At 66.5% G+C, this 24,253-nt stretch carries 23 protein-coding genes and 3 pseudogenes; 9 read left to right on the forward strand and 17 right to left on the reverse strand.

Annotation, left to right across the window (positions count from 1 at the left end):
• Positions 1-5: 5 nt before the first annotated feature.
• The gene (locus ACRQ5J_RS08705) at positions 6-926 is read right to left on the reverse strand and encodes an AAA family ATPase (protein WP_432382632.1); all 921 of its coding nucleotides are present in this window, start codon (positions 924-926) and stop codon (positions 6-8) included.
• 45 nt (positions 927-971) lie between these two features.
• Between ACRQ5J_RS08705 and ACRQ5J_RS08710 the strand changes: the two genes are divergently transcribed.
• Positions 972-1,898 carry a histone deacetylase family protein gene (locus tag ACRQ5J_RS08710; RefSeq protein ID WP_432382633.1) on the forward strand — a complete coding sequence of 309 codons (927 nt, stop codon included), beginning with the start codon at positions 972-974 and terminating at the stop codon, positions 1,896-1,898.
• 60 nt (positions 1,899-1,958) lie between these two features.
• On the opposite strand, the gene ACRQ5J_RS08715 is transcribed toward ACRQ5J_RS08710, so the two are convergent.
• Positions 1,959-3,308, reverse strand: a complete 1,350-nt coding sequence (locus ACRQ5J_RS08715) for an OPT family oligopeptide transporter (RefSeq protein WP_432382635.1) — start codon at positions 3,306-3,308, stop codon at positions 1,959-1,961.
• 112 nt (positions 3,309-3,420) lie between these two features.
• Positions 3,421-4,101 (reverse strand): annotated as a pseudogene (locus tag ACRQ5J_RS08720) (OPT family oligopeptide transporter); the annotation flags it as partial.
• Here ACRQ5J_RS08720 and ylqF point away from each other — a divergent pair.
• Complete coding sequence (gene ylqF, locus ACRQ5J_RS08725; protein WP_432382637.1) at positions 4,075-5,025, forward strand: ribosome biogenesis GTPase YlqF; 951 nt, start codon at positions 4,075-4,077, stop codon at positions 5,023-5,025. The pseudogene ACRQ5J_RS08720 and the gene ylqF overlap by 27 nt on opposite strands.
• Before the next feature lie 80 nt (positions 5,026-5,105).
• Here the strand turns inward: ylqF and ACRQ5J_RS08730 are convergent, their stop codons facing one another.
• The gene (locus tag ACRQ5J_RS08730) at positions 5,106-5,900 is read right to left on the reverse strand and encodes a DODA-type extradiol aromatic ring-opening family dioxygenase (RefSeq protein ID WP_432382639.1); all 795 of its coding nucleotides are present in this window, start codon (positions 5,898-5,900) and stop codon (positions 5,106-5,108) included.
• A 140-nt stretch (positions 5,901-6,040) separates the two neighbouring features.
• Between ACRQ5J_RS08730 and ACRQ5J_RS08735 the strand changes: the two genes are divergently transcribed.
• The 5 genes and pseudogenes from ACRQ5J_RS08735 (at position 6,041) to ACRQ5J_RS08755 (ending at position 10,691) form a co-directional block, all read left to right on the forward strand.
• Positions 6,041-7,969: a TonB-dependent receptor gene (locus ACRQ5J_RS08735; protein ID WP_432382641.1), complete on the forward strand. Its 1,929-nt coding sequence runs from the start codon at positions 6,041-6,043 to the stop codon at positions 7,967-7,969.
• Positions 7,969-8,859, forward strand: coding sequence for a cobalamin-binding protein (locus ACRQ5J_RS08740; protein ID WP_432382643.1), 891 nt, complete (start codon positions 7,969-7,971; stop codon positions 8,857-8,859). Before ACRQ5J_RS08735 ends, ACRQ5J_RS08740 begins: the two co-directional genes overlap by 1 nt.
• Before the next feature lie 78 nt (positions 8,860-8,937).
• The gene (locus ACRQ5J_RS08745; protein WP_432382645.1) at positions 8,938-9,591 is read left to right on the forward strand and encodes a thiol:disulfide interchange protein DsbA/DsbL; all 654 of its coding nucleotides are present in this window, start codon (positions 8,938-8,940) and stop codon (positions 9,589-9,591) included.
• A 22-nt stretch (positions 9,592-9,613) separates the two neighbouring features.
• Entirely contained in the window at positions 9,614-9,946 is a 333-nt protein-coding gene (locus tag ACRQ5J_RS08750; RefSeq protein ID WP_432382646.1) for a hypothetical protein, read from the forward strand.
• Positions 9,946-10,691: pseudogene (locus ACRQ5J_RS08755) on the forward strand (SDR family oxidoreductase). Before ACRQ5J_RS08750 ends, ACRQ5J_RS08755 begins: the two are co-directional and overlap by 1 nt.
• Before the next feature lie 176 nt (positions 10,692-10,867).
• Here ACRQ5J_RS08755 and ACRQ5J_RS08760 read toward each other — a convergent pair.
• The 7 genes from ACRQ5J_RS08760 to ACRQ5J_RS08790 all read right to left on the reverse strand — a co-directional run bounded on the left by ACRQ5J_RS08760 (position 10,868) and on the right by ACRQ5J_RS08790 (position 17,230).
• A complete protein-coding gene (locus ACRQ5J_RS08760; protein ID WP_432382648.1) occupies positions 10,868-11,767 on the reverse strand; it encodes a LysR family transcriptional regulator in 900 nt (299 codons plus the stop codon).
• The gene (locus ACRQ5J_RS08765) at positions 11,760-12,620 is read right to left on the reverse strand and encodes an efflux RND transporter periplasmic adaptor subunit (protein ID WP_432382649.1); all 861 of its coding nucleotides are present in this window, start codon (positions 12,618-12,620) and stop codon (positions 11,760-11,762) included. Before ACRQ5J_RS08765 ends, ACRQ5J_RS08760 begins: the two co-directional genes overlap by 8 nt.
• 22 nt (positions 12,621-12,642) lie before the next feature.
• Entirely contained in the window at positions 12,643-12,816 is a 174-nt protein-coding gene (locus tag ACRQ5J_RS08770; RefSeq protein ID WP_432382651.1) for a DUF1656 domain-containing protein, read from the reverse strand.
• Between the two features lie 15 nt (positions 12,817-12,831).
• Positions 12,832-14,970 carry an FUSC family protein gene (locus tag ACRQ5J_RS08775; RefSeq protein WP_432382653.1) on the reverse strand — a complete coding sequence of 713 codons (2,139 nt, stop codon included), beginning with the start codon at positions 14,968-14,970 and terminating at the stop codon, positions 12,832-12,834.
• A gap of 10 nt (positions 14,971-14,980) precedes the next feature.
• Complete coding sequence (locus ACRQ5J_RS08780; protein WP_432382655.1) at positions 14,981-15,427, reverse strand: MarR family winged helix-turn-helix transcriptional regulator; 447 nt, start codon at positions 15,425-15,427, stop codon at positions 14,981-14,983.
• A gap of 100 nt (positions 15,428-15,527) precedes the next feature.
• A complete protein-coding gene (locus ACRQ5J_RS08785; protein ID WP_432382657.1) occupies positions 15,528-16,955 on the reverse strand; it encodes an efflux transporter outer membrane subunit in 1,428 nt (475 codons plus the stop codon).
• Between the two features lie 71 nt (positions 16,956-17,026).
• Positions 17,027-17,230, reverse strand: a complete 204-nt coding sequence (locus ACRQ5J_RS08790; protein ID WP_432382658.1) for a hypothetical protein — start codon at positions 17,228-17,230, stop codon at positions 17,027-17,029.
• A 155-nt stretch (positions 17,231-17,385) separates the two neighbouring features.
• On the opposite strand from ACRQ5J_RS08790, the gene ACRQ5J_RS08795 reads away from it, so the two are divergent.
• Entirely contained in the window at positions 17,386-17,736 is a 351-nt protein-coding gene (locus ACRQ5J_RS08795; protein WP_432382660.1) for a hypothetical protein, read from the forward strand.
• Positions 17,737-17,752: 16 nt separating this feature from the next.
• On the opposite strand, the gene ACRQ5J_RS08800 is transcribed toward ACRQ5J_RS08795, so the two are convergent.
• The 5 genes and pseudogenes from ACRQ5J_RS08800 to ACRQ5J_RS08820 all read right to left on the reverse strand — a co-directional run bounded on the left by ACRQ5J_RS08800 (position 17,753) and on the right by ACRQ5J_RS08820 (position 21,418).
• Positions 17,753-18,655 (reverse strand): LysR substrate-binding domain-containing protein, encoded by a 903-nt coding sequence (locus tag ACRQ5J_RS08800; RefSeq protein WP_432382662.1) that lies wholly within the window; start codon positions 18,653-18,655, stop codon positions 17,753-17,755.
• Positions 18,655-19,695 (reverse strand): L-glyceraldehyde 3-phosphate reductase, encoded by a 1,041-nt coding sequence (gene mgrA / locus ACRQ5J_RS08805; protein ID WP_432382664.1) that lies wholly within the window; start codon positions 19,693-19,695, stop codon positions 18,655-18,657. The genes ACRQ5J_RS08800 and mgrA overlap by 1 nt, the downstream gene beginning before the upstream one ends.
• Before the next feature lie 69 nt (positions 19,696-19,764).
• A pseudogene (locus ACRQ5J_RS08810) lies at positions 19,765-20,342 on the reverse strand (superoxide dismutase).
• A 120-nt stretch (positions 20,343-20,462) separates the two neighbouring features.
• Positions 20,463-21,278, reverse strand: coding sequence for a substrate-binding domain-containing protein (locus tag ACRQ5J_RS08815; protein WP_432382666.1), 816 nt, complete (start codon positions 21,276-21,278; stop codon positions 20,463-20,465).
• The gene (locus ACRQ5J_RS08820) at positions 21,275-21,418 is read right to left on the reverse strand and encodes a LacI family DNA-binding transcriptional regulator (protein ID WP_432382668.1); all 144 of its coding nucleotides are present in this window, start codon (positions 21,416-21,418) and stop codon (positions 21,275-21,277) included. The genes ACRQ5J_RS08815 and ACRQ5J_RS08820 overlap by 4 nt, the downstream gene beginning before the upstream one ends.
• Before the next feature lie 238 nt (positions 21,419-21,656).
• On the opposite strand from ACRQ5J_RS08820, the gene glk reads away from it, so the two are divergent.
• A complete protein-coding gene (glk, locus tag ACRQ5J_RS08825; protein WP_432382669.1) occupies positions 21,657-22,655 on the forward strand; it encodes a glucokinase in 999 nt (332 codons plus the stop codon).
• Positions 22,656-22,688: 33 nt separating this feature from the next.
• Here the strand turns inward: glk and xseA are convergent, their stop codons facing one another.
• Positions 22,689-24,050: an exodeoxyribonuclease VII large subunit gene (xseA, locus tag ACRQ5J_RS08830; RefSeq protein ID WP_432382671.1), complete on the reverse strand. Its 1,362-nt coding sequence runs from the start codon at positions 24,048-24,050 to the stop codon at positions 22,689-22,691.
• Positions 24,051-24,253: the final 203 nt, after the last annotated feature.

The following is a 24,253-nucleotide window of genomic DNA, read 5'->3' on the forward strand; positions in this document are numbered from 1 at the left end:
GGCGCTCAGACCGGCACTGAGGCCTGCAACTGCAACACCAGGTCGCGGCTGGCCAGCGCCACGCCGTGCGCCGACTTCAGCGGCCGCAGCCGGTGCGCGCACACCGGCACCAGCACCGCCTGCACATCCTCGGGCAACACATGGTCGCGCCCCTCCAGCGCCGCCCACGCGCGCGCCGCCTGCAACAGCGCCAGCGCCGCGCGCGGGCTCAGGCCCTCGGCGAACAGGCCGCTCTGGCGCGACGCCGCCGCCAGCGCCTGCACATAATCGATCAGCGCGGCCGCGGCGTGGATCTGCCGCAACCCCTGCTGCGCCTGCGCCAGCTCGTCCGGCGTCATCGCCGCCGGCAGCGTCTTGAGCAGCATGCGCCGGTCCTCGCCCATCAGCAGCGCGCGCTCGGCCGCCGCGTCCGGGTAGCCCAATGAAAGGCACATCAGAAAGCGGTCCAGCTGCGATTCCGGCAGCGGGAACGTGCCGACCTGATGGGCCGGATTTTGCGTCGCAATCACAAAGAACGGCGCCAGCAGCGCGCGCGTGACGCCGTCGGCGCTGACCTGGCGCTCCTCCATCGCCTCCAGCAGGCCGGACTGGGTTTTCGGCGTGGCGCGGTTGATCTCGTCGGCCAGCAGAACCTGGGTGAAGATCGGCCCCGGATGGAACACAAAGCCGTTCTGTTCGCGCGCGTAGATCGAAATGCCGTTGACATCGGCCGGCAGCAAATCGCTGGTGAACTGCACGCGGTTAAAGCGCAAGCCGAGCGAAATGGCCAGCGCGTGCGCCAGCGTGGTCTTGCCCACGCCCGGCACGTCCTCGACCAGCAAATGGCCGCCGGCCAGCAGGCAGGTCAGCGCCTGGCGGATCTGCAACTCCTTGCCGACGATGATCTCGCCGACCTGGCGGGCCACGGCATGCAATTTTGTGCTCATGATATGTATGGTAGATTAGCGCCTGAGGGGATTCTACAGAAAAACATGACCACCGCCATTTACAGTCATCCGGATTGCCAGCGCCACGACATGGGGGATTGGCACCCCGAATCGCCGGCGCGCCTGCAAGCCATCTCGGACCAGCTGATCGGCTCGCACATCAGCGATCTGCTGGAACACCGCGAGGCGCCGCTGGTCGAGCTGGCCGACCTCGAACGCAACCACAGCCGCAACGCCATCGCCATCGTGCGCGACAACGTGCCGGCCGAGGGCGACACCTACCCGCTCGACAGCGACACCGCGCTCAACGCCTGGAGCTGGCGCGCGGCGCAGCGCGCGGCCGGGGCCGCCGTGGCAGCCACCAACGCCGTGCTCGACGGCGAAATCGCCAACGCCTTCTGCGCGGTGCGCCCGCCGGGCCACCACGCGCGGCCGATCGAGCCGATGGGCTTCTGCCTGTTCAACAACGTCGCCGTGGCGGCCAAGCACGCGCTCGACGTGCGCGGGCTGGCGCGGGTGGCCATCGTCGACTTCGACGTCCACCATGGCAACGGCACCGAGGAAGCCTTCCTCCACGAGCCGCGCGCGCTGATGGTCAGCTTCTACCAGCACCCGCTGTACCCGTACAGCGAGCCGCGGCCGATCGACGGCCACCTGGTCAACGTGCCGGTGCCGGCCCACACCAAGGGCGACGTGGTGCGCCAGATCGTCACCGAGCAATGGCTGCCGGCGCTGCACGCGTTCAAGCCGGAAATGATCTTCATCTCGGCCGGCTTCGACGCCCACCGCGAGGACGACATCGGCGGCATGGGCCTGGTCGAAGCCGACTACGCCTGGATGACCGAACAGATCATGGCGGTGGCGCGCCAGCACGCCGGCGGCCGCATCGTCAGCTGCCTCGAAGGCGGCTACAACCTGTCGGCGCTGGGCCGCAGCGTGGTGGCCCACCTGAAGGCGCTGGCCGAGCTGTAAACGGCCAGCGGCCCGTGCGCGCTGGTCGCACGGGCCGCTGGCGGCGGGCGGCAAGGCCGCTCAGGCCTGGCCGTGGACGCTGGCGCCGCTGCGCGCGGCCCAGCGGTACAGGCCGCTGACGATGGCGGCGCCGAGCACCAGCGCGATCAGCATAGTGGTGTGCTCGCCCATGCTGTTGGCCACGGCCAGCGGCTCGCCGACGCCGGACAGCACGATCATGCCGGCCAGCGCCACGTTGAACAGGCTCTCGCCGACGATGAAGCCGGACATCACCAGCACGCCGATGCGCTTGGCCGACTCGCCGCCGGCCTTTTTCTCGACCGCGCGCTCGAACAGCCAGCCGGCTACAGCGCCGATCACCACCGGCGTGATCACCGCGCTCGGCAGGTAGATCGCCAGGCCGACGCCCAGCGGCGGCAGGCTGTACTTGTCGTTGCTGGCCTTCTTCAGGGCGAAGTTCAGCAGCACCAGCGCCAGGCCGATCAGCGCGCCATAGCCGAGCAGGTTCCATTGCAGGTTGCCGCCGATGACGCCCTTGGCCAAGGTCGAGATCAGCAAGGCCTGCGGCGCAGCCAGTGGCTGGTCCGAGATCGAATCCAAGTTGGGCGCGCCGACGAAGCCGTTGGCGTGATTCAGCAGTTCCAGCACCGGCGGCACCACGCAGGAGCCGGCGGCCACGCCGATCAGCAGGCCGACCTGTTGCTTCCACGGCGTGGCGTTGACCAGCTGGCCGGTTTTCAAGTCCTGCAGGTTATCGTTGCCGATCACCGCCACCGCCAGCACCACGGTGGTGACGAACAGCGCGAAAGCGATCAGCGCCTGCGCCACCTCCGGGCCCATGACGCTGCGGCCGACGAAGCCGACGCTGAGCGCGGCGCCGAGAATGGTCAGGATGGCGATGCCGGACACCGGCGAGTTCGACGAACCGATCAGGCCCGCCATATAGCCGCATACCGCTGCCGCGAAGATGCCGGCGATCAGGATGTAGCCGACGCCAACGGCCACCAGCGGCGCCGACAGCGAGGCCAGCGGGCCGCCTTGCAGGAAGCTGGCCAGCAGCCAGCCGGCCGGCACCAGCGAAATCAGCGTCACCAGGCCGACGATGAAGATCGGGATATCGAGCTCGGTGCGCTCCAGCGCCGCGCCGTCCAGCTTGGCCTTGCGCGCCGTCTCCATGGCCGACTTCAGGCCGCCCAGGATGGGCTTGGCCAGGCCGGCCAGCGTGATGATGGCGGCGATGCCGATCACGCCGGCGCCCATCATGCGCACCTCCTTCGACCAGATGCTCAGCGCATGGTCGGCCACGGCCATGCCGGCGGCGGCCGGCGACAGGCTGGTCATCAGCGGCACCAGGATGCCCCAGGCGATCACCAGGCCGGCCAGCATGGCGATGCCGACGGTGATGCCCATCAGGTGGCCGGCGCCGATCAGGGCCAGCGAGCTGGACGCGCCGATGCCGGCTGGCGCCGCTGCCGGTGCGGAAGAAGATCGCCACTTCGGCGGCCATCAGCTTGGCGGCGGCCAGGGCGGCGAAGGCGGCCGAGGTCAGCGCGCCCCACACCACCGCGCGCAGGCCGGCCTTGCCTTCAGCCGCGCCTTCGCGCGAGGCCATGCCGACCTTCAGCACCTCGGCGGCGGCCACGCCTTCCGGATACGGCAGCGTCGACTGCGACACCAGCGCGCGCCGCAGCGGCACCGTGTACATCACGCCCAGCACGCCGCCGATGGCGCAGGCGCCAAAGGTCGGCCAGAACGGCACATGCGCCCACCAGCCGATCATCAGCAGGCCTGGCAGCACGAAAATCACCGAGGCCAGCGTGCCCGCGGCCGAGGCAATGGTCTGGACGATGTTGTTTTCCTGGATGGTGGCGTCCTTGAACGCGCTCAACAGCGCCATCGAGATCACCGCGGCGGGGATCGAGGTGGCGAAGGTCAGGCCCACCTTCAGGCCCAGGTAGACCTGGGCGGCGGTAAATACCAGCGTAATCAGAATGCCCAGGATAATCCCGCGCAGGGTGATTTCCCTCGGGTTGGACGGTGCAGCTATGCTCATCTTCAGCACTCCGGAGTTGTTGTTTATGTAATGTATGAGGTAAAGCGCCCCATGATAAACGAATACCGGCCCCGTTAGCAGGTAAAATAGCAGGTTGTCAGAACGATTTTTGAAGGTCAGAGCATGTCGATACAATGGTACCCGGGGCATATGAACGCCGCCAAGAAGAAGGCGGCGGAACAGATGGAGAACACCGATCTGGTGATCGAAGTAGTCGACGCGCGCCTGCCCGAGGCCAGCACCAATCCGATGGTGGAAGAGCTGCGCAAGTTCCGCCAGCGGCCGTGCCTGAAGATCCTCAACAAGATCGACCTGGCCGACCCGGCCGCCACGGCCGCCTGGACCGCGTACTACAACGCGCAGGAAGGCGTGACCGCCTACGCCATGACCACCAAGAAGCCGGCCGACGTGGCGCGGATCCCGGAGCTGGCCAAGCAGCTGGCGCCGCATCGCGGCGTGCCGACCAAGCCCTTGCGCATCATGATCATGGGCATTCCCAACGTCGGCAAATCGACGCTGATGAACGCCTTGCTGAAAAAGCGCGTGGCCAAGGTCGGCGACGAGCCGGCCGTCACCAAGCAGCAGCAAAAGCTGTATCTGGACAAGAACACCGTGCTGGTCGACACGCCCGGCATGCTGTGGCCGAAGATCGCGCTGCCCAGTGACGGCCTGATGCTGGCCGCCAGCCACGCGATCGGCTCGAACGCGCTGATCGAAGAGGAAGTGGCGGAATTCCTGGCCGGCGAGCTGCTGGTGCACTACCCGGCGCTGCTGGTGGCGCGCTACGGCTTCAAGGAGCTGGACAAGATGGACGCCATCGGCGTGGTGGAAGGCATCGGCATCAAGCGCGGCTTCCGCCAGCGCGGCGGCGACCTCGACTACGAAAAGGCCGCCCACACCTTCCTCGGCGACTACCGCAGCGGCGTGCTGGGCCGGATCTCGCTGGAAACGCCGGACACGCGCCGCGCGCGCCTGGCGCAGCATGAGGCGGAGATGGCGGTGAAGGCAGCCGAAAAAGCCGCGATCGCCGCCGAAAAAGCGCGCGCAGCCGCCAACGGCAAGCGCGGCACCTGACCGTCGTTCCCGCGCAGGCGGGAACCCATGGAACGCCTGCAAAGGAATAATGGCGGAATAACGGCGGAATAACGGCGGCGCTATCCCAGGCGGAAGCTACTCACCGCCAGCGCCCCCATAAACGCGTCCTCATGATACGGCACGCTCGCCGCATCCTGCTCGGCCGCGCCCAGCACCACCATCAGCGGCAGCAAATGCTCCTCGCGCGGATGCGCCAGGCGCGCGGCTGGCGCCTGCTCCCACTGCAACAACCGCGCCGTGCGCTGCTGCGGCGGCAGCGCCATCGTCGCGCGCAGCCAGCCGTCGAACGCATGCGAAGCCGCCGCCCCGGCCGCGTTGAAGGCGCGCAGGTTATGGTAGCTGAGGCCGCTGCCGACGATCAGCACGCCCTGCTCGCGCAACGGCGCCAGCAGGCGGCCGACTTCCAGGTGTTCCTGCGGGTCGAGGCCTTGTTTCAGCGACAGTTGCACGATCGGCATGTCCGCCTGCGGATACACCGGATACAGGGCGCTGAACGTGCCGTGGTCGAAGCCGCGCTGCGCGTCCAGCACCGCGCGGTGGCCGCCGGCTTCCAGCAGCAGCTGCACCTGTGCCGCCAGCTCGGGCGAGCCGGGGGCCGGGTATTGCACCTCGTAGGTGTGCGGCGGGAAGCCGCCGTAGTCGTAGATCATCGGCGGCTGGGGCGACGACGACAGCATGAAGTCGCGTCCCTCCCAGTGCGCGGTAACCACCAGCAGCGCCTTCGGCCTGACGCCGAGCTGGCGCGGGATATCGCGCAGCGAGGCGTCCAGCTTGCCGTATAAATGGCCGACCTGGTCCATCATGAACGGCCATGGGCCGCCGCCGTGCGACAGGAAATAGGTAGGTAGGGTCATCGTCAATTCCTTTCTACCTTCACTATAAGCACGCAAGCTGGTGCAATCAATGGGGGAAATATAGATGGATCATATCTAAAAACTGGATGGTCTTGCCGGGCGTATAATGCCGGCTCATCCAATAATCAGTACTGAAGATCATGATCCGTCCTTGCCTGCTGGCTGTCGCCGTCTCCCTCTGTTTTAACGCCATGGCGGAAGACGCCGCCACCGTCGTGGTCACCGGCGCGCGCTTCGACGCCGAGCCGGCGCTGGCGCCGATCGGCGCCACCATCATCAGCGCCGACGAGATCCGCCGCGCCGGCGTCAGCGACGTCAACGCGGCCATCCGCAAGATCGGCGGCGTCTACGGCCGCCAGAGCCTGGACGGCAGCCCGGACTTCAGCCTCGACCTGCGCGGCTTCGGCACCAACAGCAGCCAGAACATGGTGGTCGTGGTCGACGGCGTGCGCCGCTCGGAAAACGAGCTGCTCAATCCCGTGCTGTCGGCCATCCCGATCGACAGCGTCGAGCGCATCGAGATCCTGCGCGGCGGCGCCAGCGTGCTGTATGGCGACGGCGCCACCGCCGGCGTGATCAACATCGTCACCAGGCGCCCGGGCCAGTACAGCAGCCGTGGCAGCGTGTTCGTCGAGGGCGGCCAGTTCAATGCCGGCGAGCTGCGCGTGTCCGGCGCCCAGGCGTGGGACGGTTTTGCTGCCGACGCCAGCATCGGCCACCAGCGCACCGACAACTACCGCGATAACAATGACTTCAAGCAGACGCAGTTCAGCGGCGGCGCGCAATGGTACGCCAACCAGTTCGACCGCGCCGGCTTCCGCTACGAGGGCGCGCGCCAGGATACGCGCCTGGCCGGCTCACTGAACGAAGCACAGTACAACGCCAACCCACGGCAGACGCTGACGCCGAACGACCACGGCTCGCTCGACAGCGACCGCCTGACCGTGTTCGGCCAGTACCGCCTGTTCGGCCATGACGTCGCCGCCGATCTGTCGTACCGCAAGAAGACGGTGGAGTCGACCTACTTCTTTGGCGGCACGCCGTCGGCCGCCACCTATGACAGCAAGCAGTGGCAGTTCTCGCCGCGCGTGCGCAAGCTGGGCGCCATCAACGGCATGGTCAATGAACTGGTGGCCGGCTTCGACTTCGCCAAGTGGGAGCGCACCACCAGCGCCGCTTACTCGGCCGCCGACGCCGACCAGAAATCCAGGGCCATCTACCTGCGCGACGAGCTGCGTTTCGATCCGTCGCACGAGGGCCGCATCTCCGCCGGCGTGCGCCGCGAGATCTTCGACAAGGACTACGCCGATCCGCTGGCGTTCGCCGCCTATGACGCCAAGCAGGCGCTCAACGCCTGGGAGCTGCAAGCGAGCTACATGCCGCTGGCGCAGGTGACGGTGTTCGGCAAGCTGGGCCAGAGCTACCGCGTCGCCACGGCCGACGAGGATTCCTACACCCCGGTTTTCAATCGTGCGCTGAAGGCGCAGCAATCGCATGACGCGGAACTGGGCCTGAGCTACGCCAACGCCGCGCAGAAGGTCACCGCGCGCGTGTTCCGCCATAACCTGACCGATGAAATCTTCTTCGACCCAACGGCGAATCCTTTCGGCGGCGCCAACACCAACCTCGATCCGACCCGCCGCCAGGGCTTCGAGCTGGATGCGGAGCAGCGCATCAACGCCGCGTGGGCCGTCAACGCCCACTACCAGCACGTGCGGGCCGAGTTCCGCGAGGGCGTCAACGACGGCAAGGAGATGGTGCTGGTGCCGAAGAACACCGTGAGCGCGCGCCTGAGCTGGACCGGCCAGGGCCAGAGCGCCGACGTCGGCGCGCAGTGGGTCGACAAGCAGCGCTATGGCTCGGACTTCAGCAATACCTGCGCGGGCGAGATGCCGTCGTACACCACGCTGGACGCGCGCTACGCGCGCAGCTTCGGCCAGTGGGAGTGGGCGCTGTCCGGCCAGAACCTGACGGACAAGAACTACTTCTCGCAAGCGTTCAGCTGCAAGGGCGGGATTTATCCATCCAACGGCCGCCAGCTGAAACTGTCGGCGCGCTACGCGTTCTGATGCGCGCCATCGGCCACCTGCTGCTGGTAGCGCCGCTGGCGCTGGGCGCCGGCGCGGAAGCTGGCGCCGCGCCTGTCACCGTGCAGGACGACGCCGGCCACCGCGTCACGCTGGCGCGGCCGGCGCAGCGGGTGGTGGCCACCGCGCCGCATATCACCGAGCTGCTGTTCGCGGCCGGCGGCGGCGAGCGCGTGGTCGGCGCCATGAACTATAGCGACTATCCGGAAGCGGCCAGGCGCATCCCGGTCATCGGCAGCAACGCGCAGATCGATATGGAGCGGCTGCTGGCGTTGCGCCCGGATTTGCTGGTGGTCTGGCAGAGCGGGAATACCGAGCGCCAGCTGGCGCAGCTGAAAAGCCTGGGCATCCCGATCTTCTACAGCGAGCCGAAAAAGCTCGACGATGTCGCCACCAGCCTGACGCGCCTCGGCCAGTTGCTGGGCACCGACACCGTCGCGCAAGCGGCCGCGCGCGACTACCGCCAGAAAATCGCCCGCCTCAGCGCCGCCTACGCCCAGCGCGCGCCGGTGCGGGTGTTCTATCAGATATGGGAAAAGCCGCTGTTCACGCTCAACGGCGCGCATATCGCCAGCGACGCCATGCGCGTGTGCGGGGGCAGCAATGTCTTCGCCGGCCTGAAAGTGACCGCGCCGTCGGTCAGCACCGAGGCCGTGTTGCAGGAAAATCCGGAAGCCATCATCGGCGGCGGCCAGCATGACGGCCAGGCCGGCATCACCCTCTGGCGAACGTACAAGGGCTTGCAGGCGGTCCAGCGCGACAACCTGTTCACGCTGGACGGCGAACTGCTGGTGCGCGCCACGCCGCGCATTGCCGACGGCGTCGCCACGCTGTGCGACAGGCTGGAGGAGGCGCGCCGGCGCCGCCCTTAAAGCCGGCTTAATCGCTAGGCCGGGCGCGCTAAAAGGTGGTAATCTGCCGGCGTTTATCGTCTATTTGAAGGATGGTCCATGCGTTTCCTGAACCTGCTGCGCCCGCTGGTCGCCACGTTTGCCTTTGTTGCCGCCGCTGCCGCCGGCGCCGCCGATTTCAAGAATGGCCTCGACTACAACACCGTCGAAGGCCCGCGCCCGGACACCGGCAAAAAGGTCGAGGTGCTGGAGTTCTTCATGTATCACTGCCCGCACTGCAATGTGCTCGATCCGCTGCTGGCCGGCTGGGTCAAAAAGAACAGCGACAAGGTGGTGTTCCGCCGCATGCACATGGGCGATGACGCCCAGGCGCGCGCCTTCTACACGCTGGAGGCGATGAATATCACCAATCTGCATGAAAAAATCTTCCACGCCATCCACGTCGAGCGCAACCGCCTCAATACCGATCAGGCCTTGCTTGATTTCGTGGTGAAGAACGGCGTCGACAAGGCCAGGTATCTGAACGCCTTTAATTCCTTCGGCGTACAGGCTAAACTGAAACGCGCGCAGCAGGTGGCGACGCAATATAAACTGGACAGCGTGCCGGCGCTGGTCATCGACGGCCGCTACACCACGTCGCCTGCGGTGGCCGGCCACGGCCTGACCTCGGCCGACGAGGCGCACAAGGCGATGTTCGCGGTGGTCGATCATCTGGTGGCCAAGTCGCTGCAAGAACGCGCGGCGAAGAAGTAATCAAGGAAGGACGGGTAAGAAAATGAAATTCCCACGTAACGAGCAAGAGGAAGCCGAAGGCCAGGTCATGAAGATCTACAAGGAGTCTTCGCCCGCGCTGGAAACGCTGTTTGAATGGTCGCACATCAACCACCTGGCGTGGAGCCTGGTGATTATCTTCATGGGCCTGATCTTCTGGATGGCGCTGGCATTGGTCAATGCCGAGAACCAGCGCAATGCGCTGATCAACAAGCAGTGCCGCGATCCGGTGTTCAAGACGGAACTCGATAAAAAATGCCTGGCCAGCGTGCAGTCGCGCGATCACTGGTGGCAGCACCTGACGTATGCGATGTCCAACCTGAGTCCGGAGAAGTGATGAAACAGGTTTTGCTGGTGACCGGCAGCAGCCGCGGCATCGGTGCGGCGACGGCGCTGCTGGCCAGTCGCCGCGGCTATGCCGTCTGCATCAACTACCACCGCAACGCGGCGGCGGCCGACCAGCTGCGCGCGCAGATTGTGGGCGAGGGCGGCGAGGCGATCGCCGTGCAGGCCGATGTCGGCATCGAGGCCGACGTGCTGCGCTTGTTCACCACCATCGACGAGGAACTGGGGCCGTTGACGGCGCTGGTCAACAATGTCGGCGTGCTGGAGCAGCAGGGGCAGTTGGCGGATATGTCGGCCGAACGCTTGCAGCGGGTGCTGACCACCAATGTGTTGAGCTACTTCCTGTGCAGCCGCGAGGCGGTGCGGCGCATGTCCACCGCGCGCGGCGGGCAGGGGGCGGCATCGTCAACGTGTCGTCGGGCGCGGCGCGGCATGGCGCCGGCAATGTGTATGTGGATTATGCGGCCAGCAAGGGCGCGGTGGATGTGCTGACGCTCGGGCTGTCGAAGGAGGTCGGGCCCGAAGGGATTCGCGTCAACTGTGTGCGGCCGGGGATTATTTATACCGACATCCACGCCAGCGGCGGCGACGCGGATCGCGTCAGCAAGCTGGCGTCGACCGTGCCGCTGGGGCGCGGCGGCCAGCCGGAGGAAATCGCCGAAACTATTCTGTGGCTGCTGGGCGAGCAGTCCTCCTACGTCAGCGGCGCCATCATCGACGCCGCCGGCGCGCGCTAAGTCGGTCGACGGCTGGCGCCACACGGCAACACGCCCGCCGCATCGCCGCATCGCCGCACCCGCCGCATCGCGACACGACCGCACGGCCACACATCAGCATCGCTGCGCGGCTGCGCGGCTGCTCGGCTTTACGGCAGCGCGGCTGGTCCAGTCAGCGCGGCTGCCCCGGCTAGCGCTTACGCCAGCTCGGCGAAGCGCTGCTGGAGATAGGCGATCAGCAGCGCCACGCGCGGCGGCTGATAGCGGTCGCGGTGATACAGCAGGGTAAGCGGCTCGCTGTCGGTGAAATATTCGTCCAGCACCGTCGCCAGCCTGCCGCAGCGCAGGTCATCCGAAATGTCCAATAACGCCTTATAGGCATAGCCCTGGCCGGCGATGGCCCACTTGCGCAGGATCTCGCCGTCATTGCTCTGCTGTCCGCGCTGCACGCGCACCGAGCGGCGTTCGTCCGCTTCATCGTTGGTGCAGTAGCGCCACTCCTGCAACGCGCCCATGGCCGTCACCAGCACCAGCGTCGGCAGATACGCCAGATCCTCCGGCGTGGCCGGGCCGCCGGTGCGGGCGATCAGCGACGGCGCCGCGCAGACCACGCGCCGGCTCGGCGCCAGCACGCGCGTCACCATGTCGTTGCCGGCCAGCAGGCCGTAGCGCAGCACCAGGTCCGGATCGTCCTGCACCATATTGGAGGCGTTGCCGCTCAAGGTCAGCGCGTACTCCACTTCCGGATGGCGGGCGCGGAAGTCGTCCAGCATCGGCATCAGCACATTGCGGCCCAGGTCCGACGGCGCCGAGATTTTCACCACGCCGCGCACGCTGCCGGTGCCCGCTTGCAGGCTGGCTTCCGCCTCGCTCATCAGCGCCATCGCCTGCTCGGCAAAGTGGCGGTACAAGCGGCCTTCCTCGGTCAGCCGCAGCTGCCGCGTGGTGCGCTCGAACAGCTTCACCTGCAGCGACGCTTCCAGCCGCTGGATGCTGGCGCTGGCCGCTGCCGGCGACAGGCCCTGCTTGCGGCCGGCCGCGGAAAAGCTGCCCAGCTGCGCGGCGTCGATGAACAGGCGTATCAGGTTGTTATCCATGGATCACCACCGAGCAGGTGGTGCCCGCCACCAGTTGCAGGTCCTTCGGCTTGGCGTCGATGTGGATGCGCACCGGCACCCGCTGCGCCAGCCGCACCCAGTTGAAGGTCGGATTGACGTCGGCCAGCAGTTCGCGGCCCAGGTTCGCGTCGCGGTCGGTGATGCCGCGCGCGATGCTCTCGATATGGCCTTGCAGCTGCGCCGCGCCACTCATCATGTGTACTTCCACTTTATCGTTCACTTTCAACAGCGGTAGCTTGGTTTCTTCGAAATAGCCTACAACGTAGAACGACGCCGCGTCGATCAGCGCCAGCTTGGCCGCGCCAACGGCGGCAAAATCGCCCGGATGCACATTCAGGTTGGTGACATAGCCGGTGACCGGCGCGCGCACCACGGTGCGCTCCAGGTTCAGCTGCGCCAGCTCGCGCGCGGCCACGGCGGCCTGGTACTGCGCCGACGCGCTGCCCACCGCCGCCTGCGCCGTCTCCTTGCTTTCGGCCGAGACGATGGCGTCGTCCAGTCCCGCGCGGCGCCTGGCCTCCTGTGCGCGGCGGCCTTTCTCGACCTGCTGCGACGCCAGCAGCGCCTTGCTCTGCGCCAGCGCATTCTCGTAGCGCGCCTTGTCGACGATGAACAGCACATCGCCTTTCTGCACCAGCTGGTTATCGTGCACCAGCACCTCGGTCACGGTGCCCGCCACGTCGGCGCTGATGGTGACCACGTCGGCCTTGACGCGGCCGTCGCGGGTCCACGCCGACTCCATGTAATGGTCCCAGGCGGAACGGCCCATCCACAGGGCCGCCGCCAGCAGCAGCATGGTCAGGCAAAAGCGAAAAATTTTAGATGCGCTCACAAAAGGCTCTCGAAGAATAAGGTTATTGGTAGAGGACGACCAGCAGGGCGCTGAAGATGCAGACGAACATGCACAGGCGCACCAGCGCCGGGTGCCAGCTGCCGCGATACGCGCCGACGTGGCTCAGCACCGCGTCCAGCGCCAGTTGCAGCAGGCCGCTGAGTAAAAACACCGGTAGCACGCCGGGCAGCAGCACGCCAAAAAATCGATTTCACGCGGCATGGATATCTCCTGTCGAAAGCTGGTCCAGCAAGGACGTATAGATGGAATGTAAATCGGTCAGCGCCATGTGCAGCCGCGCCAGGCGCTCATGCTGCGCGTCGGGCAGGGCGGCGCGCACCGCCGTGCCGGCGCTGAGGATGGCCGCCAGCGCGGCCTCACCGGCGGCGCGCGACGGCGCATCGAGATAGGCGGCCAGCTCGCGCAGCACGGCTTGCAGGCTGTCGCGCGCATCGCCGGCATGCGAGGCGGCGATCAGCTGGCGCAGTTCGATCACGGCATGGCCCAGCTCCAGCAAGGTCAGTCCCTGGCGCACCACGGCGCGCGTTTCGGCGCTCGGCGCCGGGCCGGCGGCGGCGTTCAACTGGCTCAGCAGGTCGCGCACGCGGTTGTCGAAGCGGCGTTTCAGGCGATACAGGCGCGCGCTGCAGGCGTGTTGCGCCTCGCGCCACAGCGCGGCGGCGACATGGCCGCGGTGGCCCATCGTGTGCTCCGGCAGCACCACCTTGAACATCAGGTAGGACACGGCCACGCCCATGGTCAGCGACAGTTCGCTGCTGAGGAAGGACTCGACGTCGTAGCGCATCATATTGGCCGGCACCACCAGCGTGGCCGAGAACATGCCCAGGCCGATGCCGACGCCGGCCCAGCGCGGGCTGCTGCTCAGGTATGCGGCGAAGGCAAACAGCGGCAGCGCCGCCAGCATCATCGGGAAGAAGCTGTCCGCTTTGGCGACCATGAAAAACTCGGTGATGAAGTCGAGCGGGATGGCCAGCAGGAAGCCGATCAGCACCTGCTGCACCAGCGCCGTCGGCCGCGGCGACGACGACGCCAGCGCACAGAAGATGGTTGCCATCAGGATCGCGTTGACCATGCCCGGCCACGCCAGCCAGTACCACATGGCGGCCGTCACCAGCAGCGTGGCGCCGGCGCGGAAGCCGCTGGCGGCGATGATGGCCGGCGGCGTCTTCGGCGAATACGAGCCGGGGTCGCTGACCTGCTGGCGCTTCTGCTGCGTCAGGCCGTGGTACAGCGCGGCGAAATCGGCCAGGTTGCCGGCGAAGCGCTGCAGCAGTTCGACCGCCGTGTCGAAGTCGATCAGCAGTGGGCGTTCCAGCGCCGGCGCGCCGCCGGCTGCGAGCCGCGCGCGGGCGGCGGCGATGTCGGCGTTCAGCGTGGTGCGCATCTGCGCCAGCCGCGCCGCCGTCAGCTCCTCGCCCAGCACTTGCGCCATGTGCGCGTACATCGGTTCCACCAGCGCCAGCACCGGCCCTTCGCCGGCGGCGCGCATGCGGTGGCTGAGCCGGTGCAGCGTGTAGAAGGTGGTCAGCGCAGTCATGAAGGCGGCGTTGAAGGCGTGCAGCTGGCGCGTGTGCGAGCGCGAATGGCCGGCCTCGAAGAAGGCGGCGGCGCGGCCCGATTCCAGCGCGGCGATATCGGCGGCAAACTTCAAGTGGTTTAACTCGGCGTCCGCCGGCGTGATGCGGTGTTCCAGCACCTGGCGGCAAAAGCCGATAAAGCCGGCGTAGCGCGCCTGCACGGTGCGCATCACCGCGCGCGAATGGCGGCGCGGGAAGATCACGTCGTGCACCACCGCCGAGCAGAGGATGCCGAGACTTACTTCGGTGACGCGCGTTACCGCCAGCATGAACACGCCGGACGGCGCATCGACCGCCGGCACGGCGATCATCACGGCCGTGTAGCCGGCCAGCACAAAGCTGTACGACTGCTGGTTGCGGTGCATGGCGGCGCCGCCGGTGCACAGCGCCACCCACAGCGCCAGGCCGATAAACAGCACCGTCGGCGCTTGCGGGAACAGCGCCACCAGCGTCAACGCGGCGGCGCAGCCGACCAGCGTGCCGAGAAAACGGTGCAGCGCCTTCTCCAGCACCATGCCGCTGCTGGGCAGCGCCAGCACGATGGTGGTGGCCAGTGCGGTGAAAGGGGAGTCGAGGCCGAGGCGGAACGCCAGCCACAGGGCGGAGAAGGCGGCCAGCATGGCGCGCACCACGTAGATCCAGCGTTCGCCCTCGGTGCGCAGCCAGTCGGCCGTTTGCGCCCGCACCCAGGAGAGGGCTCTCCGCGCCGCGCTGTGGTCCGATGGAGGCGAGGCGGCGGGAGAGGCGTTCATGAGGTCAGGTTCAGGTGATTGATTCTAAATTGTCGAGCTGCCGTTTCAACAGCGCTTCCAGTTGTTTTACTTCGTCCGCGCTAAAGCCATCGTAGGCGCGGGTGGTTTTGCCCCAGACTTCCGGCAGCACCTTCTCGGCCAGCGCGCGGCCCTGGTCGGTCAGCGAGATCATCACGCAACGGCGGTCGCCGGGCCGGTTGCCGCGCGTGATCAGGCCCTGCGATTCCAGGTCGTTGCACACGCGCGTCAGGTTGGCCGGCTTTTCCATGCAGGCCTCGCCCAGCGTCGACGCGGTCGAGGTCTCGTTGTCCGAACCGTACAGCACCGCCAGCACCATGTAGCTGGCGTCCACCAGCTCATACTTGCGCAGGGCGGAGTTGGTTGAATCCTTCATCCGTTTCTGGATGTGATATGTCATGCGCACCAGGCGCATCAGCTCCTCTGGAAACTCCGGCATTCGGCCATGGATGTTTTTTAGGCGTTTTTTAGTCGCTTCAAAACTACTCATTGCCACTCCTCTAATAATTTTGGAAAGGACTGATTGTACTATTTAAGTGTCAGTTCAAATCCAGTTTTATGCCCCCGCCCAGCGCCGCCATCAATAAAGCGTAATTATCCAGCTGCCTGCTGGCCACCTGCGCCATCTGCTGCTGTTCGTTCAACAGCGCCAGTTGCGCGTTGATGACGTTCAGCGTGTCGGTCAGGCCGGCGCGGTAGGCCAGCTCGGCCAAGGCCTGCTGGCGCCGCGCCGAAGCCAGCGCGCGTTGCGCCAGCTGGTCCTGTTCGCGCACCGAGGCGATCTTCACCACCGCGTTGGCGACGTCCGACATCGCCTGCACCACGCTGGCGTTGTATTGCTCGACCGCGCCGTCGTAGATCGCGGTCTGGTTGCCCAGCTGCGCGCGCAGGCGGCCGCCGTCGAACAGCGGCAGGCTGATGGCCGGCGTGATGCCGCGCGTCTGCGAGCCGCTGTCGAGAAAGTGGCCGAAGCCGAGCGACTGCTGGCCGACAAACGCGGCCAGGTTGATGTTCGGGTAGAAGTCCTTTTTGGCGGCGCTGATGCGCGCGTCCGCAGCCTCCACCCGCCAGCGCTGCGCGGCGACGTCGGGCCGGTGTCCCACCAGCTCCGCCGGCAGGTTGGCCGGCAGCGCGTTGGCGCGTGTCGCCGCAAGGGTAAGCATCGGCCGGGCGATCGTTTCGCCGTCGCCCGGTCCTTTGCCGATCAGTGCCGCCAGCTGGTTGCGCAGCAGGGCGATGCTCTCGCCGTGTTGTTCATGCTCGCGCCGACCCGCCGGCAGCGTGGTCTCGATGCTCGTTACGTCAATATCGCTGGCCAGCCCGGCCGCCCTGCGGCGGCGCGTGATGTCGAGGATGCGCTGGCGCTGCGCCAGGTTCTCCGCCACGCTGTCCTGCAACGCGTACTCCAGCGACAGCTGGATGTAGGTGCGGACGATGGAGGTCTCCAGCGTCAAACGCGCCATCTGCGATTCGGCGGCGGCCAGATGGACTTCATCCAGCGCGGCGGCCAGCGCATCGCGATTGCGACCCCACAAATCCAGATCGTAGGAACCGGATAGCGTGGCGGTGTTCTTCCACGCGTAGTTCCCGGCGAGTGGCGCGGGGATCGTACTGTGCGCCGAGTACAGCTCGCGGTCGGCGCTGGCCGAGGCGTCCACGCGCGGCCGCGTGGCGGCGCGGCTGACGCCGGCCAGCGATTCGGCCTGGCGCACGCGCGCCAGCGTGGCGCGCAAGGTCGGGCTGTCGCTCAACGCGGCCGTCACCAGCTTGTTCAACTGCTCGTCGTGCAGCGCTTCCCACCAGCGTTCGTCCGGCCAGGCGACGCTGCCGCCGGCCGTGGCGCTGGCGATGGCCTGGCCCGGATTGAGGGCGGACGGCGCGATGCGGCTGGCCTGTGGCTCGACCTTGCCCATGCTGGCGCAACCGGCCAGCACGCAGGCGGCAAATGCAAACGAGAGTTTCTTCACTGCCGCTGACGCTTAGTGCTTGACGATGTGCTTGCGGGTCTGGGCCACGTCCATATCGGCTTCAGTCTCGATCAGCGTGCCGTTTTTGCGCGCTTGCAGGTACTCGGCCTGCACTTCGGCGCGGGTTTTGCCGGCCGGCTGGTCAGCTTTTTCTCGGCGACCACCACGCCAGGCGCGGTCTGCGCAAATGCGTTGGTGACGGTGGTGGCGGTGGCGGCGATCGCAAAGGCCGCGGTGGCGGCTGCGGTCAGCAAGTGTTTGGCGGTCATGCTCATGATGTTCTCCATATCTGATGAGTAGAAGTATGAAGATGAATAATACATTTGTAAAGTAAAAAATTCCTATGAGCACGATAGTGTTAAGCGCGTCCGCGCACCGACCTGGGGCGCGGCCCGTGGTGGAATATGATTTTTATAGCAAGGAGGTCATCATGGCGGACAGCACTTTAGATCCTGATAACATCCCGGCCGGGGCCGACCGCACCCTGGGCAGCGGCCATGGCACGCGCGCGCTGGGTCCGAGCGACAACTCGGACAGCGGCAGCGACATGGTCGGCCAGCCGGGCGGCGAAATGGATAGCGACACCGACGCGCAAGGCACAGGCGAACGCGCCAGCGTGGCGCGCGAGGACATCGAGTCCGACATCGGTTACGACCATGTTGAAACGATGCCGGTGGTGGACGGCGAATTCCGCGACGCGCTGCCGGACGAAAACGCCGAGCGCGACGTGCCGCCGCAGGCGCAGCGCGAAGAACGCCGCGACTGGTCGCGCACGCAGTAGTCGCACGCAGTCACTGCTAGCTGGCGGCGCCCATCACGTCCGACAGCCAGTCGACGAACACCCGCACGCGCGGCGACAGCTGCCGCTGGTGCGGGTAGAGCACCGACACCGGCATCGGCCGCGGGCGCCACTGCGCCAGCACTTCGACCACGGCGCCGCTGCGCAACTGCCCGGCGATGTGATAGCGCGGCATCTGCACCAGCCCCAGATCGTTGATGCAGCACGCCGCGTAGGCTTCGGCGCTGGTGACCGACACCCGGCCCGGCAGGTTGATGCTGACATCTTCGCCGTCGACGATGAAATCGAAGGGGAACATCCTGCCGCTGCTGGGCGAGACGAAGTTCACCGCGTGATGGCCTTGCGCCTGCAGGTCTTCCAGCGTGTGCGGCGTGCCGCGCTCCTTCAGGTAGGCCGCGCTGGCGCAGGTCAGCTGCTGCAGGCTGGCGACGCGCCGCGCCACCATCGACGAATCCCGCAGTTCGCCCACGCGCAGCACGCAATCGACGCCGTCGCGCACCAGGTCGACCAGGCGGTCGCCGATGCCGATTTCCAGTTCGATGTCCGGATAGCGCGCGAAGAACTCCTTCAGGCGCGGCAGCACATAATGCTGCGACAGCGTGCCTTGCAAATCCACGCGCAGCTTGCCGCGCGGCGCCACGCCGCTGTTGCCGAAGCCCGCTTCGGTTTCCTCGACGTCGGCCAGGATGCGCACGCAGCGCTGGTAATAGGCCTGGCCGTCCAGCGTGGGGCTGACGTGGCGCGTGGTTCGTTGCAGCAGCCGCACGCCAAGGCGCGCCTCCAGTTGCTTGATGGTGTAGGTCGCCGTGGCGGCCGGTATCTGCAAGTCCTCGGCCGCCTTGCTGAAGCTTTCCAGCTCGACGATGCGGGTGAACACGCGCATGGCGTTGAAGCGATCCATCAGCGGTGCGACGACGAGCCGGCCCAGAGGTTGATCGCGCCTTCCTGTGCCAGCGCGTCGATCCGTGCCAGTTCGTCGGCGCTGAAGCTCAGGTTCTGCAACGCCGCGACGTTCTCGCGGATTTGCGTGGCGTTGCTGGCGCCGATCAGCGTCGAGGTAATGCGCGGATCGCGCAGCACCCAGGCCAGCGCCATCTGCGCCAGCGTCTGGCCGCGCTGCCGGGCGATGTCGTGCAGGCCGCGCACGCGCTGTAGATTGGCCTCGCTCAGGTGCGATGGCAGCAGCGAGCCGCCGCCTGGGCGGTTGACGCGCGCATCGGCCGGCACGCCGTTCAGGTACTTGTCGCTGAGGAGACCCTGCGCCAGCGCGGTGAAGGTGATGCAGCCGATGCCTTGCTTGCCGAGCGTGTCGAGCAGGCCTTCGGTTTCGATCCAGCGGTTCAGCATATTGTAGGAGGGCTGGTGGATCAGGCACGGCACCTGCCACTCCTTCAGCAGACGCGCTGCTTCGGCGGTTTTCTCGGCCGAGTAGGATGACACGCCGACGTACAGCGCCTTGCCCTGCCGGACCGCGTGGGCGAGGGCGCCCATGGTTTCTTCCAGCGGCGTGTCCGGATCGAAGCGGTGCGAGTAGAAGATGTCGACGTATTCAAGGCCCATGCGTTGCAGCGACTGATCGAGGCTGGCCAGCACATATTTGCGCGAGCCGCCGCCCTGGCCGTAGGGGCCGGGCCACATATCCCAGCCGGCCTTGGTGGAAATGATCAGCTCATCGCGGTAGGGCTTGAAGTCTTCCTTGAACAGGTGGCCGAAGTTGGTCTCGGCCGCGCCGTACGGCGGCCCGTAGTTGTTGGCCAGGTCGAAGTGGGTGATACCGAGGTCGAAGGCCGTGCGCAGCATCTCGCGCTGCGCGGCGAGCGTGGTGCTGTCGCCGAAGTTATGCCACAGGCCGAGCGACATCGCCGGCAGCTTCAGGCCGCTGCGGCCGCAGCTGCGGTACGCCATCCCATCATAGCGCTGCGGGGACGCGGTATAGGTCATCGGGTGTCTCCAATAAAAAAGCCCGCAGGCGCGGGCGCTGCGGGCTTTGACTCAGGCTGCCGTTGTCGCTTACGCGAAGTTGGCGGCAGCGAAGTCCCAGTTGGCGAGCTTGAAGAAGGTCTCGATGAACTTAGGACGCACGTTGCGGTAGTCGATGTAGTAGGCGTGTTCCCACAGGTCGATGGTGATCAGCGCCTTGGCGTCGGTGGTCAGCGGGGTGGCGGCGTTCGAGGTGTTGACGATGTCCAGCGAACCGTCGGCTTTTTCACCAGCCAGGTCCAGCTCGAACCGAAGTTGCCGACGGCCGACTTGGTGAACTCTTCCTTGAACTTGTCGAACGAGCCCCACTTGGCGTTGATGGCCTCGGCCAGCGCGCCGTCCGGTGCGCCCTTGCCGTTCGGGGTCAGGCTGTTCCAGAAGAAGGTGTGGTTCCAGATTTGTGCCGAGTTGTTGAAGATGCCGCCCGACGATTTCTTGATGATTTCTTCCAGCGACAGGTTTTCGAACTCGGTGCCCTTGATCAGGTTGTTCAGGTTGGTGACATACGCCTGGTGGTGCTTGCCGTAGTGGTATTCCAGGGTTTCTTGCGAGATGTGCGGCGCCAGGGCGTCGATAGCATATGGCAGAGGTGGCAGAGTATGTTCCATCGTTCTTCCTTTTGATTGAATGGTTTAAAAAAACCGGGTCATTTTATTGAAACGTCCACCATTGTAAAGCGGATGGGGCGTCGCCGCAGAAAACACCGCGGTTTCGTGTGGATTAAGGATTCAGCGCAGCCGGCGGGTGGTTTCGCGCACGATCAGCTCCAGCGGCGGCACCTCGCCGCGCGCCTCCTCGCCGTTGATGACGCGCAGCAAGGCCTGGGTGGCGATGCGGCCGATGTCGTACAGCGGCTGGCGGATGGTGGTCAGCGGCGGCGTCGTGTACGACGAGCCGGGCAGGTCGTCGAAGCCGACCAGCGAAATATCGTCCGGCACGCGCACGCCCTTGCGGTACAGCGCCAGCCGCGCGCCGTAGGCGCTCAGGTCGTTGGCGGCAAAGACGGCGGTGAACTGCCGGCCGCTATCGAACAGGCGGTTCATCGCCAGCATGCCGCTGGCCTCGTGGTAGTTGCCGTCGACGATCAGCTGCTCGTCCACCGGGATATTGGCCTCGCGCAGCGCGCGCCGGTAGCCGGCCAGGCGGTCGTCGGCGTCGGTGTTGTTGGCCGGGCCGGAAATGAAGGCGATGTGGCGGTGGCCCAGCTCGATCAGGTGATGCACCGCCAGGTAGGCGCCGTGTTCATTGTCCATCTTGAAGCCGAGCGCGCTGCGGGTCTTGATCGCGCGGCCGGTCGAGACGATCGGCCGCTGGCCGGAAAAGGCCAGCACCGTCTCGTCGTCGATGCGCCCGGACAGCAGGATGATGCCGTCGACCTTGCGCGCCAGCAGCAGGCGGATGCGGTCGGCCTCTTCCTCGGCGTTCCAGTGGCCGCTGACGATCACCGACGCGTAGCCGGTGCCCTTGAGGCCGTCATCGACGCCGCGCAGCGTTTCGTCAAAGAACGGGGAGGAGATGTCCTGCACCACGATGCCGATGGTCATCGAGCGGCCTTTTTCAGGCCCTGCGCCATCTGGTTGGGCGCGAACTTCATTTCCGCGATGGCGGTCAGCACGGCGCGGCGCTTGTCGTCCGACACCTTGGCGGTGCCGTTGAGAATGCGCGAGACGGTACTGGGCGACACTCCGGCCTGGCGTGCAACATCCAACAGGGTTGAGGGGCTGGAGGAGGAGGGAGTGTCTGCCAAAGTAGGACCTTGCTGATGGTGTTATGAAAACCTTTTCGCCGGAAGAGTAGCACATTGACTTTCCCCGGTCGGCGGTATTTAATGAAAAAGGCGCTTGAAAACGTTTTCACAACTATACGTGACATATAATCAAGCCGCCAGACCAGAACAAAAAAGAGACAGAACGGAAAGAGACATGAAACGCGATGTATTCTCGCACCGCGCGCACGGCCCGCGCATCCTGGCCGACGTCGGCGGCAGCAGCGCCAGCTTCGGGCTGGAGACGGCGCCCAAGCAGATCGAGGCGATCTGGGTCACCGAGTGTGAAGCCTACCCGACGCTGGGCGCGGCCATGGTGGCCTACCTGTCGCAGCCGGCGACGGTGGCGGCCGGCGGCTACCGGGCGCGCTTCGCCGGCATCGCCATCGCCAACCCGATCGACGGCGACTGGGTGACCATGACCAATCACCACTGGTCGTTTTCGATTGAGGCCGTGTGTTCGCAGTTCAGCCTGAAATCGCTGGTGGTGGTCAACGACTTCACCGCGCTGGCCAGCGCCTTGCCCTACCTGGCGCCGGAGCACAAGCACCAGGTCGGCGGCGGCATCGTGCGCAGCGGCGCCACCGTCGGCCTGGTGGGCGCGGACGCGGGGCTTGGCGTGTCGGCGCTGGTGCCGGCCGGCGACCGCTGGATCGCCATCGACAGCGAGGGCGGCCACGCCACCTTCGCGCCGATGAACGAGCGCGAGATCGACATTCTGCGCTACGCGCGGCGCTACCACGAGCACGTGTCGAGCGAGCGGCTGGTGTCCGGCATCGGGCTGGCGCTGGTGTACCGCGCGCTGTGCGAACGCGCGCGCGTCGAGCCGCACAAGCTCGGCGCGGCGGAGATCATGGAGCGCGGCCTGCACCGGCTCGACCCGGTGTGCGAGGAAACGCTGCTGGCGTTCTGCGAGATGCTCGGCACGGTGGCCGGCAACGTCGCGCTGACCCTGGGCGCCAAAGGCGGCATCTACATCGGCGGGCGCACGGTGCTGAAGATGAGCGAGTTCTTCGAGCGCTCGGGCTTCCGCGCCCGCTTCGAGCAGAAGGGGCGCTTCTCCGATTACCTGGCGCATATTCCCACTTACGTCATCACCGAAAAGCACCCGGTGCTGATCGGCATGTCGGCCATGCTGAGTCTGGCCGAAGCCTGAGCGACGGGGCGCGGCGCCCGGCCAGGGCAGGCGTCAGTCCAGTGCCGGTTGGACGGTGGCGATGCCGACCTGCGCGCTGCCCGCCGCCAGCCGCACGGTAACGGTGCTGCGCGCTTGCAGTTGATCCGGCGCGCGCACGATCGCGCCTTGTTGATCGCTGACGATGGCATAGCCGCGCTCCAGCGTGCGCTGCGGGTTCAGCAACTCCAGCTGCGACGCCAGCGCGGCCAGCGCGTCGCGCTGTTGATGCAGCTGGCGCGCGACCGTGGTGCTGGCGCGGTGCTGCAGGTTGTCCAGCGTGGCGCGCGCGGCGCTGACGTCCGGCTTGCGCGCGCCGAGACGGCCGCCGAGGCGCTCCAGCTGGTGGCGCGCCTGCGTCAGCGGGGCGCGGTTGGCGTGCGTCAGCGCGGTGGCGTGGGCGCGCAGCTTGTGGCGCTGCTGGTCGATCTGCGCTGTCGGATTCAGCAGGCGGCGCTGGTGGTTGTCCAGCGTCTGTTCTGCATCGTTCAGCGCACGGCGCATGGCGCGGCGCAGGTCGATGACGTCGGCGCGCAGGGACGCCATCCAGTCGGCGCGCGGCGTGGCCGCCAGCTCCGCCGCTGCCGTCGGCGTGGCGGCGCGCAGGTCGGCGGCGAAGTCGCAGATGGTGAAGTCGGTTTCGTGGCCGACGCCGGAAATCACCGGCATGCGGCAGTTGGCCACCGCGTACGCCACTTCCTCGTCGTTGAACGACCACAGGTCCTCGATGCTGCCGCCACCGCGGCAGACGATCAGCACGTCGCATTCGCCGCGCAGCGAGGCGGTATCGATGGCGGCGGCGATTTTCCCTGCCGCCAGCTGGCCCTGCACCGGCGTCGGGTAGAGGATCACCTGCACATGCGGCGCGCGCCGCTGCAGCGCGGTCAGCACGTCGCGCAGCGCGGCCGCCTGCGGGCTGGTGACGATGCCGATGGTGCGCGGGAACATCGGCAGCGCGCGCTTGCGTTCCGGGTGGAACAGGCCGGCCGCGTCAAGCTTTTCCTTGAGCCGCTGGAAGGCTTCGAACAGCGAGCCGACGCCGGCCCGGCGGATGGCCTCGACATTGATCTGGTAGTCGCCGCGCGCGCCATACAGCGTGACCAGCGCCCGCACCTCGACCTTGTCGCCCTCGCGCGGGATGAAGTTGGCGTACTGCGCGCGGCCGCGGAACATCACCGCGCGCACCTGGGCGCCGTCGTCCTTCAGCGTGAAGTACCAGTGGCCCGACGCCGCCCGCGTGAAGTTGGACACTTCGCCGGATATCCACTGCAAGGGGAAGCTGCGCTCCAGCAGCCGCGCCACCGCCTGATTGAGCGCGCTGACGGTGAGGACGGGCGCGGCGGCGGGGGCGGAATCGGGTTGATCGTCGAAGTTCATAGATTTCAAAAAGGAAACTATCCACACTATGTGTGTTTGGTCACACAGCGGTCACAGAGTAGCAAATACGCTAGCTATTATAGGTAGGTCCATGATTTTAAAGGGTAAACATTTGTGCCGTATTTACGTGCAGCGAGGAAAAACCCTTATGGATCAAGCACTTTGCCCTGGCTGCTGGTGGTTACGCACAAAGTTATCCACAA

It is taken from the genome of Duganella sp. P38 (assembly GCF_050859475.1).
Classification (GTDB): Bacteria; Pseudomonadota; Gammaproteobacteria; order Burkholderiales; family Burkholderiaceae_D; genus Rugamonas.

Bases quoted from the DNA above. Each gene is read 5' to 3' on its own strand.
- ACRQ5J_RS08705 (WP_432382632.1), bottom strand. From the start codon at position 926: ATGAGCACAAAATTGCATGCCGTGGCCCGCCAGGTCGGCGAGATCATC.
- ACRQ5J_RS08710 (WP_432382633.1), top strand. From the start codon at position 972: ATGACCACCGCCATTTACAGTCATCCGGATTGCCAGCGCCACGACATG.
- ACRQ5J_RS08715 (WP_432382635.1), bottom strand. From the start codon at position 3,308: ATGGGCATCACCGTCGGCATCGCCATGCTGGCCGGCCTGGTGATCGCC.
- ylqF (WP_432382637.1), top strand. From the start codon at position 4,075: ATGTCGATACAATGGTACCCGGGGCATATGAACGCCGCCAAGAAGAAG.
- ACRQ5J_RS08730 (WP_432382639.1), bottom strand. From the start codon at position 5,900: ATGACCCTACCTACCTATTTCCTGTCGCACGGCGGCGGCCCATGGCCG.
- ACRQ5J_RS08735 (WP_432382641.1), top strand. From the start codon at position 6,041: ATGATCCGTCCTTGCCTGCTGGCTGTCGCCGTCTCCCTCTGTTTTAAC.
- ACRQ5J_RS08740 (WP_432382643.1), top strand. From the start codon at position 7,969: ATGCGCGCCATCGGCCACCTGCTGCTGGTAGCGCCGCTGGCGCTGGGC.
- ACRQ5J_RS08745 (WP_432382645.1), top strand. From the start codon at position 8,938: ATGCGTTTCCTGAACCTGCTGCGCCCGCTGGTCGCCACGTTTGCCTTT.
- ACRQ5J_RS08750 (WP_432382646.1), top strand. From the start codon at position 9,614: ATGAAATTCCCACGTAACGAGCAAGAGGAAGCCGAAGGCCAGGTCATG.
- ACRQ5J_RS08760 (WP_432382648.1), bottom strand. From the start codon at position 11,767: ATGGATAACAACCTGATACGCCTGTTCATCGACGCCGCGCAGCTGGGC.
- ACRQ5J_RS08775 (WP_432382653.1), bottom strand. From the start codon at position 14,970: ATGAACGCCTCTCCCGCCGCCTCGCCTCCATCGGACCACAGCGCGGCG.
- ACRQ5J_RS08780 (WP_432382655.1), bottom strand. From the start codon at position 15,427: ATGCCGGAGTTTCCAGAGGAGCTGATGCGCCTGGTGCGCATGACATAT.
- ACRQ5J_RS08790 (WP_432382658.1), bottom strand. From the start codon at position 17,230: ATGAGCATGACCGCCAAACACTTGCTGACCGCAGCCGCCACCGCGGCC.
- ACRQ5J_RS08795 (WP_432382660.1), top strand. From the start codon at position 17,386: ATGGCGGACAGCACTTTAGATCCTGATAACATCCCGGCCGGGGCCGAC.
- ACRQ5J_RS08800 (WP_432382662.1), bottom strand. From the start codon at position 18,655: ATGGATCGCTTCAACGCCATGCGCGTGTTCACCCGCATCGTCGAGCTG.
- mgrA (WP_432382664.1), bottom strand. From the start codon at position 19,695: ATGACCTATACCGCGTCCCCGCAGCGCTATGATGGGATGGCGTACCGC.
- ACRQ5J_RS08815 (WP_432382666.1), bottom strand. From the start codon at position 21,278: ATGACCATCGGCATCGTGGTGCAGGACATCTCCTCCCCGTTCTTTGAC.
- glk (WP_432382669.1), top strand. From the start codon at position 21,657: ATGAAACGCGATGTATTCTCGCACCGCGCGCACGGCCCGCGCATCCTG.
- xseA (WP_432382671.1), bottom strand. From the start codon at position 24,050: ATGAACTTCGACGATCAACCCGATTCCGCCCCCGCCGCCGCGCCCGTC.